The sequence below is a fragment of the Rhizobium sp. 05N430 genome, from assembly GCF_056396985.1.
In genome coordinates, this window is the sequence record NZ_JBFTMO010000006.1 from 132480 (window position 1) to 150519 (window position 18040).

General features: G+C 62.3%; 15 protein-coding genes. 13 read left to right on the forward strand and 2 right to left on the reverse strand.

What is annotated here, in order from left to right; all coding sequences use genetic code 11:
* The first annotated feature begins 25 nt into the window (after positions 1 to 25).
* The 3 genes from AC1DJO_RS15060 (at position 26) to AC1DJO_RS15070 (ending at position 4168) form a co-directional block, all read left to right on the forward strand.
* Entirely contained in the window at positions 26 to 925 is a 900-nt protein-coding gene (locus AC1DJO_RS15060) for a LysR family transcriptional regulator (protein ID WP_477971433.1), read from the forward strand.
* 142 nt (positions 926 to 1067) lie between these two features.
* On the forward strand, positions 1068 to 1604 hold the full coding sequence (locus AC1DJO_RS15065; protein ID WP_477971435.1) for a biliverdin-producing heme oxygenase: 537 nt from the start codon (positions 1068 to 1070) through the stop codon (positions 1602 to 1604).
* On the forward strand, positions 1601 to 4168 hold the full coding sequence (locus AC1DJO_RS15070) for an HWE histidine kinase domain-containing protein (protein WP_477971437.1): 2568 nt from the start codon (positions 1601 to 1603) through the stop codon (positions 4166 to 4168). The genes AC1DJO_RS15065 and AC1DJO_RS15070 overlap by 4 nt, the downstream gene beginning before the upstream one ends.
* A 3-nt stretch (positions 4169 to 4171) precedes the next feature.
* On the opposite strand, the gene AC1DJO_RS15075 is transcribed toward AC1DJO_RS15070, so the two are convergent.
* On the reverse strand, positions 4172 to 4816 hold the full coding sequence (locus tag AC1DJO_RS15075; protein ID WP_112390446.1) for a TetR family transcriptional regulator C-terminal domain-containing protein: 645 nt from the start codon (positions 4814 to 4816) through the stop codon (positions 4172 to 4174).
* Between the two features lie 281 nt (positions 4817 to 5097).
* Here AC1DJO_RS15075 and AC1DJO_RS15080 point away from each other — a divergent pair, with 281 nt between their 5' ends.
* From AC1DJO_RS15080 to AC1DJO_RS15095, 4 genes are all read left to right on the forward strand, one after another.
* Positions 5098 to 6351 carry a Zn-dependent hydrolase gene (locus tag AC1DJO_RS15080; protein ID WP_477971439.1) on the forward strand — a complete coding sequence of 418 codons (1254 nt, stop codon included), beginning with the start codon at positions 5098 to 5100 and terminating at the stop codon, positions 6349 to 6351.
* Between the two features lie 52 nt (positions 6352 to 6403).
* Positions 6404 to 6601, forward strand: a complete 198-nt coding sequence (locus AC1DJO_RS15085) for a hypothetical protein (protein ID WP_112390444.1) — start codon at positions 6404 to 6406, stop codon at positions 6599 to 6601.
* A gap of 102 nt (positions 6602 to 6703) precedes the next feature.
* Positions 6704 to 8158 (forward strand): dihydropyrimidinase, encoded by a 1455-nt coding sequence (gene hydA, locus AC1DJO_RS15090; protein ID WP_477971441.1) that lies wholly within the window; start codon positions 6704 to 6706, stop codon positions 8156 to 8158.
* A 5-nt stretch (positions 8159 to 8163) separates the two neighbouring features.
* Entirely contained in the window at positions 8164 to 8541 is a 378-nt protein-coding gene (locus AC1DJO_RS15095) for a hypothetical protein (protein ID WP_477971443.1), read from the forward strand.
* A 2-nt stretch (positions 8542 to 8543) separates the two neighbouring features.
* On the opposite strand, the gene AC1DJO_RS15100 is transcribed toward AC1DJO_RS15095, so the two are convergent.
* Complete coding sequence (locus AC1DJO_RS15100; RefSeq protein ID WP_112516359.1) at positions 8544 to 8957, reverse strand: cupin domain-containing protein; 414 nt, start codon at positions 8955 to 8957, stop codon at positions 8544 to 8546.
* Positions 8958 to 9056: 99 nt separating this feature from the next.
* Here AC1DJO_RS15100 and AC1DJO_RS15105 point away from each other — a divergent pair, with 99 nt between their 5' ends.
* From AC1DJO_RS15105 to AC1DJO_RS15130, 6 genes are all read left to right on the forward strand, one after another.
* Positions 9057 to 9839 (forward strand): ABC transporter ATP-binding protein, encoded by a 783-nt coding sequence (locus tag AC1DJO_RS15105; protein WP_310294008.1) that lies wholly within the window; start codon positions 9057 to 9059, stop codon positions 9837 to 9839.
* 204 nt (positions 9840 to 10043) lie between these two features.
* Positions 10044 to 10928 carry an ABC transporter permease gene (locus AC1DJO_RS15110; protein WP_112516356.1) on the forward strand — a complete coding sequence of 295 codons (885 nt, stop codon included), beginning with the start codon at positions 10044 to 10046 and terminating at the stop codon, positions 10926 to 10928.
* Positions 10925 to 12052 carry an ABC transporter permease gene (locus AC1DJO_RS15115; RefSeq protein ID WP_477971446.1) on the forward strand — a complete coding sequence of 376 codons (1128 nt, stop codon included), beginning with the start codon at positions 10925 to 10927 and terminating at the stop codon, positions 12050 to 12052. The genes AC1DJO_RS15110 and AC1DJO_RS15115 overlap by 4 nt, the downstream gene beginning before the upstream one ends.
* A 57-nt stretch (positions 12053 to 12109) precedes the next feature.
* The gene (locus AC1DJO_RS15120) at positions 12110 to 13081 is read left to right on the forward strand and encodes an ABC transporter substrate-binding protein (protein ID WP_112390438.1); all 972 of its coding nucleotides are present in this window, start codon (positions 12110 to 12112) and stop codon (positions 13079 to 13081) included.
* A gap of 418 nt (positions 13082 to 13499) precedes the next feature.
* A complete protein-coding gene (locus tag AC1DJO_RS15125; protein WP_477971448.1) occupies positions 13500 to 14693 on the forward strand; it encodes an efflux RND transporter periplasmic adaptor subunit in 1194 nt (397 codons plus the stop codon).
* Between the two features lie 11 nt (positions 14694 to 14704).
* On the forward strand, positions 14705 to 18010 hold the full coding sequence (locus AC1DJO_RS15130; protein ID WP_477971450.1) for an efflux RND transporter permease subunit: 3306 nt from the start codon (positions 14705 to 14707) through the stop codon (positions 18008 to 18010).
* Positions 18011 to 18040 lie beyond the last annotated feature (30 nt).

The window sequence follows — 18040 nt, forward strand, 5'->3', positions numbered from 1 at the left end:
ATGGGTTCCGCTAAGGATACAATTCATGGAAAAGCTTGGTGGTATCTCCGTCTTCGTCGAGGTCGTGGAAGCAGGCGGATTTTCAGCCGCCGCAAGCGGCCTGAACCTGACGCGATCCGCTGTCGGCAAGACGATCGCCAGGCTCGAAGAGCGCCTCGGCGTCCGCCTCTTCCACCGCACCACCCGCTCGCAGAGCCTGACGGAGGAAGGCCGCTTCTTTTACGAGCGCTGCCTGAAGGCTCTGGAAGAGATCAAGATCGGCGAAGCGCTTCTGGAGGCCGGCAAGCAGACCGTGCGCGGCAAGCTGCGGGTGTCCATGCCAGTTATCTTCGGTCGGCAATGCATTGCGCCGATCCTGATTTCACTGCTCGACGACCATCCCGAACTGGAGCTCGACCTGTCCTTCAACGACCGGATCATCGATCTTCTTGAAGACGGCTACGATCTGGCGATCCGCAACGGGCCGCTCAAGGACGATCAGGACATGATGGCGCGGCTCGTCGCCCACCAGCGGCTGACCGTCTGCGCCTCGCCCGATTACCTCGCCAAACACGGCACGCCGCAGTCGCTGGAAGATATCCCCAAACACGTCGGCATCATCTATGGCCGGCAGGACAAGCACCGCACCTGGGTGTTCCCGACCGACGACGAACCCTGGCGGCAGGTTCTGCCGAAATCGCGGATGCGGCTGGACGATCTCGCCACCATCTGCGACGTGGCGATCGAAGGTGCCGGCCTAGTCTGGCTGCCCTGCTGGATGGTGCGCGAGCACGTTGCCGCCGTGCGCCTGGTGCGGGTGCTGAAAGACGTGCGTCCCGTCATTTTCCAATCGCACGCGATATGGCCGCGCTCGCCCGTCATGCTGCCGAAAGTCCGCCTCGCCATCGATGCGCTGGTTGCGAGATTGCCCGGCCTGATGGAGTGACGTTTTGAATTTACCAAGCCGCTGAAGTGGCTGAATTTTTTATTGTATTCACTGGAAATCATGAAATGCTGCCGTATATCGCCATGATGATGCGTCGTACGGGGCGGTGCATCGGCCACCATCAACTGGAATAGCAATAACCATGCCACTTCGAACTGCGCTGCGCGCCGGCACCAGCGATTGCCACGCTGATGTCGATCAAATCTTCGGCCGGTTCGATCTCGGACGTGAAGCAGATTACAGGGCCTTCCTCTCCGCCCACGCCCGCGCCGTTCCAGCCGTCGAGATAGCGCTGGAAGAAGCCGGCATCGAGCGGCTGATCCCCGACTGGGCGGAGCGCCGCCGCCGCGATCTGTTGCTCGACGACCTCGCGGCCATGAATGTTCCGCTGCCGCCCGCCCTCGATGCGCCTCCGATGCAAGACGATGCAGCGCTTCTCGGCGCCGTTTATGTGCTTGAAGGCTCGAAGCTCGGCGGCGCGATGCTGGCCAAGGCCGTCGGCAAAGGGCTGCCATCCGCCTATCTCAGCCCCTTCGGCCCCAAGGGCGGCATGAAGGCCTTCATGGATATGCTCGATAATGCAGGCGCCGATGAAGCGGGTGCCGTTGAGGCCGCCCGCGCCGTCTTCGTCCTGTTCCGCAAGGCTGCTGAGATGGAACTGGAGATGGCCGCCTCGTGAGCGAAACCTTCGACCGCGTCGACCTGACGAATTGCGACCGCGAACCGATCCACCGCCTCGGTGCCATCCAGCCGTTCGGCTTCCTGCTCGTCTCCTCGGCCGATTGGCTGGTTGCCCGCGCTTCCGAAAATCTCGAACAGTTCATCGGCGTCAGCTATAAGGACGTACTCGGCCGACCGCTCTCCGAAGTGATCATGCCGCAGACGCTGCATACGCTGCGAAACCGTCTCGCCGTCATCAGGGGCCCAGATATCGTCGAGCGGCTTTTCGGCGTGCAGTTTTCCGAGAACGGTCCTGCCTTCGACGTGGCGCTCCACATCAGCGACGGTCAGGTCATCATCGAGGCCGAGCCCTCGCAGGACGGTGCCCAGGGCGGCGCGACCATGTCGATCCGCAGCATGATGGCCCGTCTCGACCAGGCGCAGACGCTGGAAGCCTTCTACCGCGAAGGCGCCCGCCAGGCCCGAGCGCTGACCGGTTTCGACCGCGTCATGGTCTATCGTTTCGACGAAAAGGGATCGGGCGAAGTCGTCGCCGAAGCGGCCCGCCCCGGCATCGGCTCGTTCCTCGGCCTGCACTATCCGGCCTCCGACATCCCGGTTCAGGCCCGCGCGCTCTATGTCCGCAACCTCTTCCGCGTCATTGCCGATATCGATGCGACGCCTGTCGCCATCCATCCGGAGTTCGACGAGCACAGCCGCCCGCTGGATCTGTCGATGTCGATCCTGCGCTCGGTCTCGCCGATCCACATCGAATACTTGAAGAACATGGGCGTCGGCGCCTCGTTGTCGATCTCGATCATCGTCGACGGCAAGCTCTGGGGCCTGTTTGCCTGCCACCATTATTCCGCCCGCCTGCCCTCTTTCGAGCGCCGCTCGACCTCCGAGCTTTTCGGTCAGATGTTCGCCTCTCGCCTCGAAAGCCGCGAGCGACGGCTGGCGCTGGAATTCGAAACCAAGGCCCGGCAGATCGCCGACAGGCTGCTGACCTCGGTCGCCGACAATGCCAGCCTGCTCGACGACCCTACCTGGCTGATCGACGCGCTCTCGGACGCCATTCCCACCGATGGCATCGGCGTCTGGATCAACGGCCGCTCGGCGCTGACCGGGCTTTCGCCGACGCAGGAGCAGTTCTCCAGCCTGGTGAAGGTGCTGAACCGTACCTCGTCGGGCCGTGTCTTCACCACCGACCATCTGCAGGAATTCTGGCCGGACAGCGATATCGACGGCACCGTCGCCGGATTGATGGCCATCCCGATCTCGCGCTCGCCGCGTGACTACGTGATTCTGTTCCGCCAGGAGATCGTCCGCACCGTCCGCTGGGCCGGCGACCCGCACAAACCGGTCGAATACGGCCCAAACGGCCCGCGCCTGACACCGCGCAAGAGCTTCGAAAGCTGGTCGGAACTCGTCCGGGGACGTTCGCACCCCTTCACCCCAGCTGAAAAGCGCGTGGCCGATACGATCCGCGTGACGCTGATCGAGGTCATCCTGCGCCTTGCCGACGAGGCGAGCGCCGTGCGCCAGCAGGCCAACGAGCGCCAGGAAATCCTGATCGCCGAGCTGAACCACCGCGTCCGCAATATCCTCAGCCTGATCAGCGGCCTGATCCGCCAGTCGCGCACCAGCGATGGCGATATCGGTGAATATGTCGGCCAGCTGGAAGGGCGCGTTCAGGCGCTTTCACGCGCTCACGACCAGATCACGCGGGATCATTGGGCCCCGGCTTCGCTGCGCTCGCTGCTGCAGGCAGAAGCCGCCGCCTATCTCGGCAAGAATGCTGCGCGTGTGGTCATGCGCGGCGAAGAAGTGCTGCTCGGCCCGCAGGCCTTCTCGACGGCGGCCCTTGTCTTCCACGAACTCGTTACCAACAGTGCCAAATACGGCAGCCTCTGCGACAGCGGAACGGTCAGCGTCGCCTGGACCGAGGACGACACGGGCAATCTGCTGGTCGAATGGCGCGAGAGCGACGGTCCGCCGGTAAAGGCGCCGAAACGGCAGGGCTTCGGAACCACCATCATCCGCCACTCGATACCGTACGATCTCGGCGGCAAGGCCGAGGTGCGCTATGAGCCCAAGGGGCTACAGGCGGATTTCACCATCCCGGCGAAATATGTCACCTTCGCCGATGGGCCGGTCTCGATCGTCCCGGAAGTGCGCCAGCAACCGGCCGCCAAGACCGCGACGATCATTTCCGAAAAACCGCTGCAGGGCTGCGGCATCCTGCTGGTCGAGGACAACCTGATCATCGCCATGGACGGCGAGGATATCTTCCTGCAGCTTGGCGCCAAGGATGTGACGCTGGCGCCGAGCGTCTATCAGGCTCTCGAATATGTGGCGGAGAAGCATTTCGATCTCGCCGTGCTCGACGTCAATCTCGGCGACGAGACCAGCTTCCCGGTCGCCGAAAAGCTGGTGCAGGCAGGCACGCCGCTTGTCTTTGCAACGGGTTACGGCGAAGCGGTCGCCAAGAATTTCAGCGGCGCCAATATCTTGCAGAAGCCCTATACGATCGAAAGCGTGGCGGCGGCGCTCGACAAGATGATGCCATTGAAGAAGGTCTGACACTCAGACCGGCTGCACCATCAGCCCGCCGACGAAGAGCTGTTCGAGAAACCGCGCGGCGTCTTCAAAGCGCCCGGCACCGGAATGCTCTTGGCCGAGGACGGCTCTGACCTGCACGTCGAAGTCGGCATAGTGCTGGGTCGTCGACCAGATCGAGAAGATCAGGTGATAGGGATCGCATTTGGCGATCTTGCCGGCCTTGGCCCAGACGCGGATGACCTCCGCCTTCTCGTCGACCAGGCTCTTCAGCGGCCCTTTCAGCTCGTCCTCGATATGCGGCGCGCCCTGCAGAACCTCGTTTGCGAACAGCCGGCTCTCGCGCGGGAAATCGCGCGCCATCTCCAGCTTGCGCCGGATATAGCTGCGGATTTCGGATTCCGGATTGCCTTCGGCATTAAAGGCCCTGAGCGGCTCCAGCCAGGTGAAGAGTACCCTGTCGATCAGCGCCCGGTGCATCGCTTCCTTGGTGCGGAAATAATAGAGCAGATTGGGCTTCGACATGCCCGCGGCGGCAGCGATCTGGTCGATGGTCGAGCCGCGGAAGCCGCTGACCGAAAACACATCCAGCGCCGCTTCGAGGATCTGCTCTTCCTTCTCCTCCTGGATGCGGGTCCGCCGCTGGGTCCTCGCTGCTCTCGGAATGGCCATATGGCTCTCGTTTCCCTCACAAATTCAACTGCTTCACTCAAGTTTTCAGAAGCAGTTTCCGGCTCGCAAATTTGTCAGTATTTTTGCTGTTTTACGTCTTGAGCCCGGCGCCGGAAGCTGTAATGTTTACCAATCGGTCAAATTATCCGTCAGATGCAAAATAAAGGCAACGGCGGATTTTCCAGCGCAAAGAAAACAAACAATCGCGCCGGGAATTGACCAAGGGAACAGACCGGACATGCTCACGGCATGACTGATGAAAACAGGCGAGGACTTCAGATATGGTGGCAGCACCAGGCGAAAACATGCGCGTCAACGGCGACCGTCTGTGGGACAGTCTCATGGACATGGCAAAGATCGGCCCCGGTATCGCCGGCGGCAACAATCGCCAGACGCTGACCGATGCCGATGGCGAGGGCCGCAGCCTCTTCAAGACCTGGTGCGATGCCGCCGGCATGGCCATGGGCGTCGACAAGATGGGCACGATGTTCGCAACCCGCCCCGGCACCGATCCTGACGCCCTGCCGGTTTACGTCGGCTCTCACCTGGACACCCAGCCGACCGGCGGCAAATATGACGGCGTCCTCGGCGTGCTCGCCGCGCTTGAAGTCGTGCGCACCATGAACGACCTCGGCATCAGGACGAAGCACCCTATCGTCGTCACCAACTGGGCCAATGAGGAAGGCGCGCGTTTCGCGCCCGCCATGCTCGCTTCCGGCGTCTTCGCCGGCGTGCACAGCATGGAATACGCCTATGGCCGCAAAGACCCCGAGGGCAAGACCTATGGCGACGAGCTGAAGCGAATCGGCTGGCTCGGCGACGAGGAAGTCGGCGCCCGCAAGATGCACGCCTATTTCGAGTATCACATCGAACAGGGCCCGATCCTTGAAGCCGAGAACAAGCAGATCGGTGTCGTGACGCACTGTCAGGGTCTGTGGTGGCTGGAATTCACGCTCACCGGCCGTGAAGCTCATACCGGCTCGACGCCGATGAACATGCGTGTCAACGCCGGTCTCGCCATGTCGCGGATCATCGAGATGGTTCAGGGCGTGGCAATGGGCGAACAGCCCGGCGCCGTCGGCGGTGTCGGCCAGGTATTCTTCTCGCCGAACTCGCGCAACGTGCTGCCCGGCAAGGTGGTCTTCACCGTCGATATCCGCACGCCCGATCAGGCAAAGCTCGACCGCATGCGCGCCAGGATCGAGGCCGAAGCCGCCAAGATCTGCGAAGCACTCGGCGTCGGCTGTTCGATCGAAGCCGTCGGCCATTTCGACCCCGTCACCTTCGACCCCATCCTCGTCGGCCGCGTCCGCGATGCCGCCGAAAAGCTCGGCTACTCCCACATGAACGTCATCTCCGGCGCCGGCCACGACGCCTGCTGGGCCGCCAAAGTGGCGCCCTCCACCATGGTCATGTGCCCCTGCGTCGGCGGCCTCAGYCACAACGAGGCGGAAGAGATTTCCAAGGAATGGGCAACCGCAGGCGCCGACGTGCTGTTCCATGCGGTGGTCGAGACGGCGGAGATTGTGGTGTGAAACAATTGCGCCTATATTCCGAAGGAAAATTGCCGCCAACGGAGGCCGGTGAATGTCGACCGACAACCTCATACTTGAGCACCTGCGTGCCATCCGGGGCACCGTCGAACGGCTCGCCGACGACATGCAGGTCGTCAAGCAGCGTCTCGGCATTCTCGAACATCAGTATGCGACCATTTCGACACGGCTCGACCGCATCGATGAACGCGTCTTGCGGATCGAAAAGCGGCTTGATCTCGTCGAGGCATAGCGCCCTCGAGCATTTGCCGAACATCACCAGACTGCTTCGCACGCAACCTCTCCACTAGGGGATGCGATCGGTCACCTGACTCAATAAGAACAGGGAACAGCCATGACCACAGTCATCAAGAATGGAACCATCGTCACCGCCGACCTGACCTACAAGGCCGACGTGAAGATCGAAGGTGGCAAGATCGTCGAGATCGGGCCGAATCTTTCGGGCAAAGAGGTGCTGGACGCCACGGGCTGTTACGTCATGCCTGGCGGCATCGATCCGCATGTGCATCTCGAGATGCCCTTCATGGGCACCTATTCCTCCGACGATTTCGAGAGCGGCACGCGCGCTGCTCTTGCCGGCGGCACGACGATGGTCGTCGATTTCTGCCTGCCCGATCCCGGCCAGTCGCTGCTCGACGCTCTGAAGCGCTGGGACAACAAATCGACCCGCGCCAATTGCGACTATTCATTCCACATGTCGGTGACCTGGTGGGGCGAGCAGGTCTTCAACGACATGAAGACCATCGTGCAGGAAAAGGGCATCAACACCTTCAAGCACTTCATGGCCTACAAGGGCGCGCTGATGGTCAACGATGACGAGATGTTCGCCTCGTTCTCGCGCTGCGCCGAGCTTGGCGCCCTCCCCCTCGTCCATGCCGAAAACGGCGATGTCGTCGCCGCCATGCAGCAGAAGCTGATGGACGAAGGCAACAATGGCCCCGAGGGTCACGCCTACTCACGCCCGGCCTCGGTCGAGGGCGAAGCCACCAACCGCGCCATCATCATCGCCGATATGGCGGGCGTGCCGCTCTATGTCGTCCACACCTCCTGCGAACAGGCCCACGAAGCGATCCGCCGCGCCCGCCAGAACGGCATGCGCGTCTATGGCGAGCCGCTGATCCAGCACCTGACGCTCGACGAGACCGAATATTTCAACCGCGACTGGGATCACTCGGCCCGCCGCGTCATGTCCCCGCCGTTCCGCAACAAGCAGCATCAGGACAGTCTCTGGGCCGGCCTTTCCGCCGGTTCGCTGCAAGTCGTCGCGACCGACCACTGCGCCTTCACCACAGACCAGAAGCGCACCGGCCTCGGCGACTTCCGCAAGATCCCGAACGGCACCGGCGGCCTCGAAGATCGCATGCCGATGCTCTGGACCTATGGTGTCGCCACCGGCCGTATCACCATGAACGAGTTCGTGGCGGTGACCTCGACCAATATCGCCAAGATCCTCAACGTCTACCCGAAGAAGGGTGCAATCCTCGTCGGCGCCGATGCCGATATCGTCGTCTGGGATCCGAAGCGCTCCAAGACGATCTCGGCCAAGAGCCAGCAGTCGGCGATCGATTACAACGTCTTCGAAGGCAAGGAAGTCACCGGCCTGCCGCGCTACACGCTGACCCGCGGTGTCGTCGCCATCGAGGAGTCGACCATCAAGACGCAGGAAGGCCACGGCCAGTTCGTCAAGCGCGAACCCTTCCAGGCGGTCAACAAGGCGCTGTCCACCTGGAAGGAGCTCACCGCTCCCCGCAAGGTCGAACGCACCGGCATCCCGGCAAGCGGGGTGTGATCCATATGCGCGGCCAAGTCATTCTGACGATTGTTTCATTGGCCGCGCTCTCCACCGCGGCTTTCGCCGATACGCTGCCGATCAAGGGCAGCTACGGCAACAAGGACGGCTGCGCCTACGCCAAATCGGGCGAAAGCACCGGCTCCGACAACTTCTTCCTGCTGACCTCGGAAGCGATCACCACGGCCGCCTCCTATTGTGAGATCAAGAAGCTCGTGAAGACCGAGGGCAAGAATTTTACGGCCACGGTCTCCTGCCAGGCCGAGGGCGAGGAAGGCGAGAGCGAGGACACGGCGAAGATCATCTCCGGCCCCAAGGGCTACACGATCGGCTTCACCTCGGACGCCGCCATCAAGTGGGGGCCGCTGCCGCAATGCAAGTAGCCTCAATCCGGCACGATACTGTCGAGCGCGGGCAAGAGCACGACGCTCTCCTGCTCGTTGGGATCTGTCCGCGCGATGATCGCCGTGCAGGGCGTGCTGCTCAGATTGGCGGGCAGATGCGGAACGCCCGCCGGGATATAGAAGAGCTCGCCGGCATGGACGATGACGTGGTTCTCGAGATTGTCGCCATACCAGGTATGCGCCTCGCCGGAGAGCATGTAGATCGCCGTCTCGTGCGCCTCGTGCAGATGCGCCTTAGCGCGCACGCCGGGCGGGATCGTCAGGAGATGCATGCAGATGCCCTTGGCGCCGACGGTCTCCGCGGCAATGCCTTCGAAATAGCTGAGCCCCTGCTTGCCGTCATAGGCGTGGCTGGGGCGAACAATGTGGCAGGTGGGCTTTGACTTAGCGTCCATTCTCATCCTCCATGGACTTTGCCGCGGCGTGTGAAACCGGGCGGCAGCATAACATGCAAACCGCGCAGGCGCGGGGAAAACAGGACTGGTAACATCTCGATGCAAGCAGCCTCCGTCGTATCCGCCAAGGATCTCTGTCTCACCTTCCAGACGAATGACGGGCCGGTGCATGCGCTGAGCAATGTCAATCTCGACGTCAACAAGGGCGACTTCGTCTCCTTCATCGGCCCATCCGGCTGTGGCAAGACGACATTCCTGCGCGTCATCGCCGATCTGGAGAAGACGACATCAGGCGAGATCAGCGTCAACGGCATGACGCCGGAAGAAGCCCGCAAGGCACGCGCCTACGGCTACGTCTTCCAGGCCGCGGCACTTTATCCCTGGCGGACGATCGAGAAGAACATCGCCCTTCCCCTTGAGATCATGGGCTACTCGAAGGCAGATCAGAAGAAGCGTATCTCGGAGGCTCTCGAGCTCGTCGAACTCGCCGGCTTCGACAAGAAATTCCCCTGGCAGCTCTCCGGCGGCATGCAACAGCGCGCCTCGATAGCCCGCGCACTCGCCTTCGACGCCGACCTGCTGCTGATGGACGAACCCTTCGGCGCCCTTGACGAAATCGTCCGCGACCATCTGAACGCCGCTCTGTTGAAGCTCTGGGCCCGCACCAACAAGACGATCTGCTTCGTCACCCACTCCATTCCGGAAGCGGTCTACCTCTCCACCAAGATCGTCGTCATGTCCCCCCGCCCCGGCCGCGTCACCGATATCATCGACTCGACACTGCCGAAGGAACGCCCGCTCGGCATCCGCGAGACGCCGGAGTTCCTGGAGATTGCGCATCGGGTGCGCGAGGGTTTGAGAGCGGGGCATAGTTATGAGTGAGCTGATGTTTGAGGCCGTGGTTACCCCCCTCTGCCCTGCCGGGCATCTCCCCCACAGGTGGGGAGATCGACTCGTGGCGGACTTCGCGCCAAGCATCACCGTTGGAGCGAGCGGGTGCGCCCAGCTCATCTCCCCCCTTGAGGGGGAGATGTCCGGCAGGACAGAGGGGGGTAACCCCACCCTCAGAGCCAAGAGGATGTCCGCATGAAACCCGACACCCTCAAGGACAAGATCGTTCCGGTTCTGACCATCCTCGCCGCCCTCGTCGTCATCTGGTACATCGCCGCCGTCTTCATGAACGCGCCGTTCCAGCGCGACATGGACCAGCGAAACAACATCACGCCGACGACATCCGAATTCATCTCCGCCACGCTCTCCCAGCCGAAGCCGATCCTGCCGGCCCCGCATCAGGTGGCGCAGAATGTCTTCGAGAACACCTTCCTCAGAAAGCTCTCCAGCAACCGCAGCCTCGTCTATCATGCCGGCGTGACGCTCTCCTCGACCGCACTCGGTTTCGCGCTCGGCACCATGCTCGGCATCCTGATTGCCGTCGGCATCGTCCATATCAGGGCGCTGGACCGCAGCCTAATGCCGTGGATCATCGCCTCGCAGACGGTGCCGATCCTGGCGATCGCGCCGATGGTCATCGTCGTGCTCGGATCGATCAACATCACCGGACTGATCCCGAAAGCGCTGATCTCGACTTATCTCTCCTTCTTTCCTGTCGCCGTCGGCATGGTGAAGGGGCTGCGCTCGCCCGAAGTCATGTATCTCGACCTGATGCGCACCTATAATGCCAGCGCCGCGCAAACCTTCTGGAAGCTGCGGGTGCCGGCCTCGGTTCCCTTCCTGTTCACCTCGATGAAGGTAGCGATTGCCGCCAGCCTCGTCGGCGCCATCGTCGGCGAGCTGCCGACCGGCGCGGTCGCCGGCATCGGTTCGAAGCTGCTCGCCGGCTCCTATTACAGCCAGACGATTGACATCTGGGCCGCCCTCGTTGCCGGTTCGGTGCTGGCGGCACTGCTGGTCGCCATCGTCGGATTGGCCGCCAAGATCGTCGATCGCGCCATGGGCGGGAGGCCGGCATGAAATATCTGACGCTTTCCTGGCAAAGCGCTCTGGCGCTGCTCTTCTGTCTCGGTGCGCTGGCCTCGCTGCCGCTGCTGGCGGACGGCGCCCCCGCCCCGTTCAGCAGCCAGACCACGACGCTTGTCGTCATCATCATAGCCGCCGCGGCGCTGATTTCGCTGACGGCGCTGCCGCCGCTTTATTCGGCAACCGTGCTGCTGCTGGCCTCCTTCGATGCCGCCTGGCTGCTCCTGTCGGGCATCACCGGCAACGAGGGCATGGCGACGAAAGCTTTCTTCCTGCTGATCGCTGCCGCCTGGCTGCTCGCCTGGCGCTGCGTCACGCTGCTGTCGGACCTGCAGCCGCTGTCGAATACCGGCAAATCCTTTCTGCGGCTGTTGATCCCGGCAATCTTCGGCGCCTGGATCCTGATCCTCTGGGAGGCGGCAACGCGCGGCGGCGGCATCCCCTTCGTCATCCTGCCGCCGCCGAGCACCATCGGTGTGCGGATCGCCAATTCTCTGCCGATCCTCGGCGAAGATGTGCGCCAGACGATCTTCAAGGCCGTGCTGTTCGGGTATGTGGTCGGCTGCGCCTCCGGCTTCATCGTCGCGATCCTCGCCGACCGCGTCGCCTTCCTGCGCCGCGGGCTGCTGCCGATCGGCAACATGGTCTCGGCCCTGCCGATCATCGGCGTGGCGCCGATCATGGTCATGTGGTTCGGCTTCGACTGGCCGTCGAAGGCCGCTGTCGTCATCATCATGACCTTCTTCCCGATGCTGGTGAACACGGTGGCGGGCCTTTCCGCCTCCGGCGCCATGGAGCGGGACCTGATGCGCACCTACGCATCCGACTACTGGCAGACGCTGCTGAAGCTCCGGCTTCCCGCAGCCATGCCGTTCATTTTCAACGCCCTGAAGATCAACTCGACGCTGGCGCTGATCGGTGCCATCGTTGCGGAGTTCTTCGGAACCCCTATCGTCGGCATGGGCTTCCGCATCTCCACCGAGATCGGCCGCATGAATGTCGACATGGTCTGGGCCGAGATCACCGTTGCGGCGGTGGCTGGCTCGGTTTTCTACGGCGTCGTCGCCCTTGCCGAACGGGCGGTGACTTTCTGGCATCCGTCTATCCGTGGTGGCTAGGCGTCGCTTTGTTCCCGCAAATGGGATTGGAGCATAACTTCAGAGGGAAAAAACAAAATGAAGAAGTTGATGGTTGCAATGATGGCGAGCGCCATGTCGCTCGCCGCCGCTAACGCGATGGCGGCCGACAAGGTGACGCTGCAGCTGAAGTGGGTCGCGCAGAGCCAGTTCGCCGGCTATTACGTCGCCAAGGACAAGGGCTATTACGAAGAAGAAGGCCTCGACGTCGATATCAAGCCGGGCGGTCCTGACATCGCCCCGGAACAGGTGATCGCCGGCGGTGGCGCCGATGTCATCGTCGACTGGATGGGCGGCGCGCTGGTGGCCCGCGAAAAGGGCGTTCCGCTCGTCAACATTGCCCAGCCCTACCAGAAGTCGGGTATGGAAATGATCTGCCGCAAGGACGGCCCGATCAAGACCGAAGCCGATTTCAAGGGCCATACGCTCGGCGTCTGGTTCTTCGGCAACGAATATCCGTTCTTCGCCTGGATGAACAAGCTCGGCCTGAAGACGGAAGGCGGCGCCGATGGCGTGACCGTGCTGAAGCAAAGCTTCGACGTCCAGCCGCTTCTGCAGAAGCAGGCCGACTGCATTTCCGTCATGACCTACAATGAATACTGGCAGGCAATCGATGCCGGCCTGAAGCCGGAAGATCTGATCGTCTTCAACTACAGCGCCATGGGCAACGATCTCCTGGAAGACGGCCTCTACGCCAATGAGGACAAGCTGAAGGACCCGGCTTTCAAGGAAAAGATGGTCAAGTTCGTCAAGGCCTCGATGAAGGGCTGGAAATACGCGACCGAAAATCCGGATGAAGCAGCAGGCATCGTCGTCGATGCCGGCGGCCAGGACGAAAACCACCAGAAGCGGATGATGGGCGAAGTCGCCAAGCTGATCGGCGACGGCAGCGGCAAGCTCGACACGACGCTCTACGACCGTACCGCCAAGGCTCTTCTCGACCAGAAGATCATCACCAAGGAGCCATCCGGCGCCTGGACGCACGACATCACCGACGCCGCTTCCAAGTAAGCGACCGGGCAAAACACGGCGAACGCGCGGAGAGATCCGCGCGTTTTCTGCTTTTTTAACGCCGATTGAAATTATTTGGCGTGCGCGTGTCGCATCTACCATGTCTCGATCGTCTTCAGATTATACGCTGCGATCAATCATCGGAATGCAAACATAACCTGACGGTGATTGATCTATACGTAAACGGTAATTAATGTGCCACTCATCGGGAATTGTTTTCTAGCGGTCTTGTACGTCGCGCAAACCGATACCACGTACAAAACCAGATTTGCCGGACCGGGGACTTCTCTGTATGAGAGACGGCAAATGCGGGAATACCTCTGAGTAGTTAGACAGAGACGGGAATGGCCTGTTCGCAAGCTGCAGCATCGCTGCGCCGATTTTGGCCGGACATTTTGACATAATTGGATGACGACGCATGGCACGCACGCTTGAAATACTACGCGCCTCCACCCTTTTGATCGCCATCATGGCGGTATCGCCGGTCTTTGCCCAGGAGGCCGAAACGGCCACGACAAAGCCGAAGCAGAACCTTCCGGCGATCGTCGTCACCACGGCGAAGACCCGCGCGCTCGTCGATCGCGTCGTCGCGACGGGCACCGTCAAGGCCGTCGAGGAAGTCTATATCCAGCCGCAGGTCGAGGGCCTGTCGATCAGCTCGCTGAATGTCGATGTCGGCGACAAGGTCGCTGCCGACAGCACGATCGCCACGCTGAACACCGATTCCCTGCTGTTGCAGAAGAGCCAGATGCAGGCGACCAAGGCCAAGGGCGAGGCATCGCTTGCTCAGCTTCGCGCCCAGCTGGTCGAAGCCCAGGCCAATGCCTCCCAGGCCCGTCAGCAGCAGGACCGCGCCCAGGAAATGGTCAAGAAAGGCACCGTCTCGACTGCAACGGTCGAACAGGCCGATGCGGCTGCCGCCTCCGCCAATGCCCGTGTCAGCTCCGCGGAGCAGGCAATCGAGGTCGCCCAGGCCGATCTGAAGGTCACCGACAGCCAGATAGCCGATGCCGACCTGAAGCTCGCTCGCACCGACGTGAAGACGCCCGTTGCAGGCACGGTGGCGGCCAAGAACGCCAATGTCGGCGCCATCGCATCCGGCACCGGCGATCCGATGTTCACCATCATCCGTGACAACGATATCGAACTCGTCGCCGAAGTCGGCGAAAACGACATCATGAAGATCCAGCACGGCCAGAAGGCGACGATCTCGCTTGCCGGCAGCCGCGAGAAGCTCGCAGGCTCCGTGCGCCTGGTCTCGCCCACGGTCGATCCGACCACCCGGCTCGGCCTGGTACATATCCTGATCGACGACGACAACAAGGCGCGCTCCGGCATGTATGGCAGCGCCGAAATCATCGTCAACACGGCTGAGAACGTGGCGCTGCCGCTGTCTGCCGTGCTGACGACGAACGAGGGCTCGTCTGCCCGCAAGGTCGAGAACGGCGTGGTGAAATTCGCCGCCGTCGAGACCGGCATCCAGGACGGTGCCTTTGTCGAAATCACGAAGGGCCTGAAGGACGGCGAGGAAGTCGTTGCCAAGGCCGGTGCCTATGTTCGCGACGGTGATCACATCACCCCTGTCCGCGAACAGCCTGCTGCTTCCAACTGAGAGACGGCCCGATGAACTTTTCAGCCTGGTCCATCCGAAACCCCGTAGCGCCGCTGCTGCTGTTCGGCCTGCTGCTTTTTGTCGGCATCCAGTCCTTCAACAAGCTGCCGATCACCCGTTTCCCGAATATCGACGTGCCGCTGGTCTCGATCGTCGTGACCCAGAGCGGCGCTTCGCCCGCCGAACTCGAAATGCAGGTGACCAAGGAGATCGAAGACGCGGTCGCCTCGATCACCGGCATCGATGAAATCCAGTCGACGGTGACGGACGGCCAGTCGCAGACCGTCGTGATGTTCCGCATGGAAGTGCCGACCGAACAGGCCGTGCAGGACACCAAGGACGCGATCGACCGCATCCGCAGCGATCTTCCGGCCAATGTCGAAGAGCCGATCGTCTCCAAGGTCGATGTCGAGGGACAGGCGATCCAGACCTTCGCCGTCTCCTCGCCCGACATGACGCTCGAGGAACTCTCCTGGTTCGTCGACGACACGATCAAGCGCTCGCTGCAGGGCCAGAGCGGCATCGGCCGCGTCGACCGTTACGGCGGCGCCGAGCGCGAAGTGCGCATCGAGCTCAACCCCGACAAGCTGAACGCCTATGGCATTACCGCGGCCAGCGTGAACCAGCAGCTGCGCGGCACCAATGTCGACCTCGGCTCCGGCCGCGGCCAGGTGGCAGGCAGCGAGCAGGCGATCCGCGTCCTCGGCGACGCCCGCAATGTCGCCGAACTTGCCAACACCACGATCGCGCTGCCGAACGGCCGCTTCGTCAAGCTGACCGATCTCGGCGCCATCAAGGACACCTATCAGGAGCCGAAATCCTTCTCGCGCTTCGACGATACGCCTGTCGTGACCTTCGGCGTGTTCCGCTCCAAGGGCGCCAGCGAAGTCAGCGTTGCCGAAACGGTGGCGCAGAGCCTCGACAAGGTGCGGGCCGAGAACCCGAATGTCGGCATCGAACTGATCAACGATTCCGTCTATTTCACCTATGGCAACTACGAAGCCGCTATCCATACCCTGCTCGAAGGCGCGCTGCTCGCCGTCATCGTCGTCTTCCTGTTCCTGCGGAACTGGCGCGCAACGCTGATCTCGGCGATCGCGCTGCCGCTGTCGGCGATCCCGACCTTCTGGATCATGGACCTGATGGGCTTCTCGCTGAACCTCGTCAGCTTCCTGGCCTTGACGCTGGCGACGGGTATTCTCGTCGACGATGCGATCGTCGAAATCGAAAACATCGCCCGCCATATCAAGATGGGCAAGACGCCGTATAGGGCGGCCATCGAGGCAGCCGACGAAATCGGCCTCGCCGTCATCGCCACGACGTTTACGATCATCGCGGTCTTCGTGCCGGTGTCGTTCATGCCGGGTATTCCGGGCCAGTATTTCATCCAGTTCGGCCTGACCGTCGCCTTCTCGGTGTTCTTCTCCCTTGTCGTCGCGCGTCTGATCACGCCGATGATGGCCGCCTATCTGATGCGCGCCGAAGACGGCCAGGAGGATCATCACGATAACGATGGCGCCTTCTTCCGGGGCTATACCCGGCTGATCCGCGCCACCACCGGTCACTGGTGGAGCCGTTATGCGACGCTGATCGCCGCCATCGGCTTCCTCATCGGATCGGTATTCCTGCTGTCGCAGGTTCCGGGCAGCTTCCTGCCGCCGGAAGACGCCTCACGCATCGTGCTCTCGGTCGAGCTGCCGCCCAACGCGACACTCGATGACACCGACAAGACCAGCAACGCCATCTATGAGCGCGTCAAGGATATCGACGGCGTCGAAAGCGTCTTCGTGCTCGGCGGCGCTTCGCCAAAGGGCGACCTCGAGCTGCGCCGCGCGACGATCACCCTTTCGCTCCATAAGCTCGACCAGTCGTTGGTCAAGAAGCTCGTCAACGACGTGCTCGGCTCCATCCCGGTCATCGGCCCGCATCTGCCGAAGGTCGAGGTTCATGGCCGCGTGCGTCCGCAGTGGGATATCGAAAAGGAAGTCTTCGCCAAGGTGAAGGATATTCCTGACGTCCGCATCCTGAAGCTCAACGACCGCGGCGAACGCGACCTGTCGTTCAACTTCCTCTCCAAGAACGATCAGGACCTCAACGAGGCCGTCGGTCTTCTGGAATCGAAGCTGCGCGCCGATCCGCTGCTCGCCAATGTCAGCGCCGACGGCGCCCTGCCCCGTCCGGAACTGCAGGTCCGCCCGCGCAAGGATCAGGCCGCCCGCCTCGGTATCACGCCGCAGCAGATCTCCGAGACCATCCGCGTCGCCACCATCGGTGATGTCGATGCCGCACTCGCCAAGATCTCGCTCGACGACCGGCAGATCCCGATCCGCGTCCAGGCCTCGCTCGACATGCGCCGCGATCTCCAGGCCATCCGCGCCCTGAAGATCCAGACCGCCAGCGGCGGCAGCGTGCCGCTCTCTACGGTCGCCGACATCGACTATTCGGAAGGTGTCAGCTCGATCAAGCGCAACAACCGCTACCGCGTCGTGGCGATCGGTTCCGACCTGCCGCAGGGTGTGGCGCTGGATACGGCCTCGGCCCGCTTCCTTGAGATCGTCAAGGATACCAAGATCCCGTCCACGGTGCAGCTGGTCGAAAGCGGCGACACCAAAGTGCAGAAGGAAATGCAGCAGAGCTTCGTCAACGCCATGTTGATGGGCCTGATGCTGGTGCTTGCGGTGCTGATCCTGCTCTTCAAGAACGTGATCCAGCCCTTCACCATCCTGTTCTCGCTGCCGCTGGCAATCGGCGGCGTGGCAGTCGGCCTGCTCGTCACCAACAATCCGCTGTCGATGCCGGTTTTGATCGGCATCCTGATGCTGATGGGCATCGTCACCAAGAACGCCATCCTGCTCGTCGATTTCGCCATCGAGATGCGCCGTCACGGCCTGTCACGCGTCGAAGCCATGGTGGAGGCCGGCCGCAAGCGTGCCCGCCCGATCATCATGACCTCGATCGCCATGTCGGCCGGCATGCTGCCCTCGGCCATGGGTGTCGGCGAAGGCGGCTCGTTCCGCGCGCCGATGGCGATTGCCGTGATCGGCGGCATCATCGTCTCGACGGTGCTGTCGCTCGTCGTCGTCCCCTCCTTCTTCCTGATCATGGACGATCTCTCCCGCCTGCTCGGCTGGATGTTCGGCCGCCTCGTCGGCAAGAAGGATGAGGAAGAGCCCACCTTGTCCCGCGAGGAACTGACCGAAGCCGTCGGCTCGCTCAAGGACCGGGTGAGCGCGATCGAAAACCCGGAAGCCAAGCAGAAGAACGCCAACAGCAACGGCAAAAACGTGCTGAGGCTGCCGCCTTTTGCGGCGGAGTAACGCGGACGTCTCTTACAAAAAGGCCGGGCT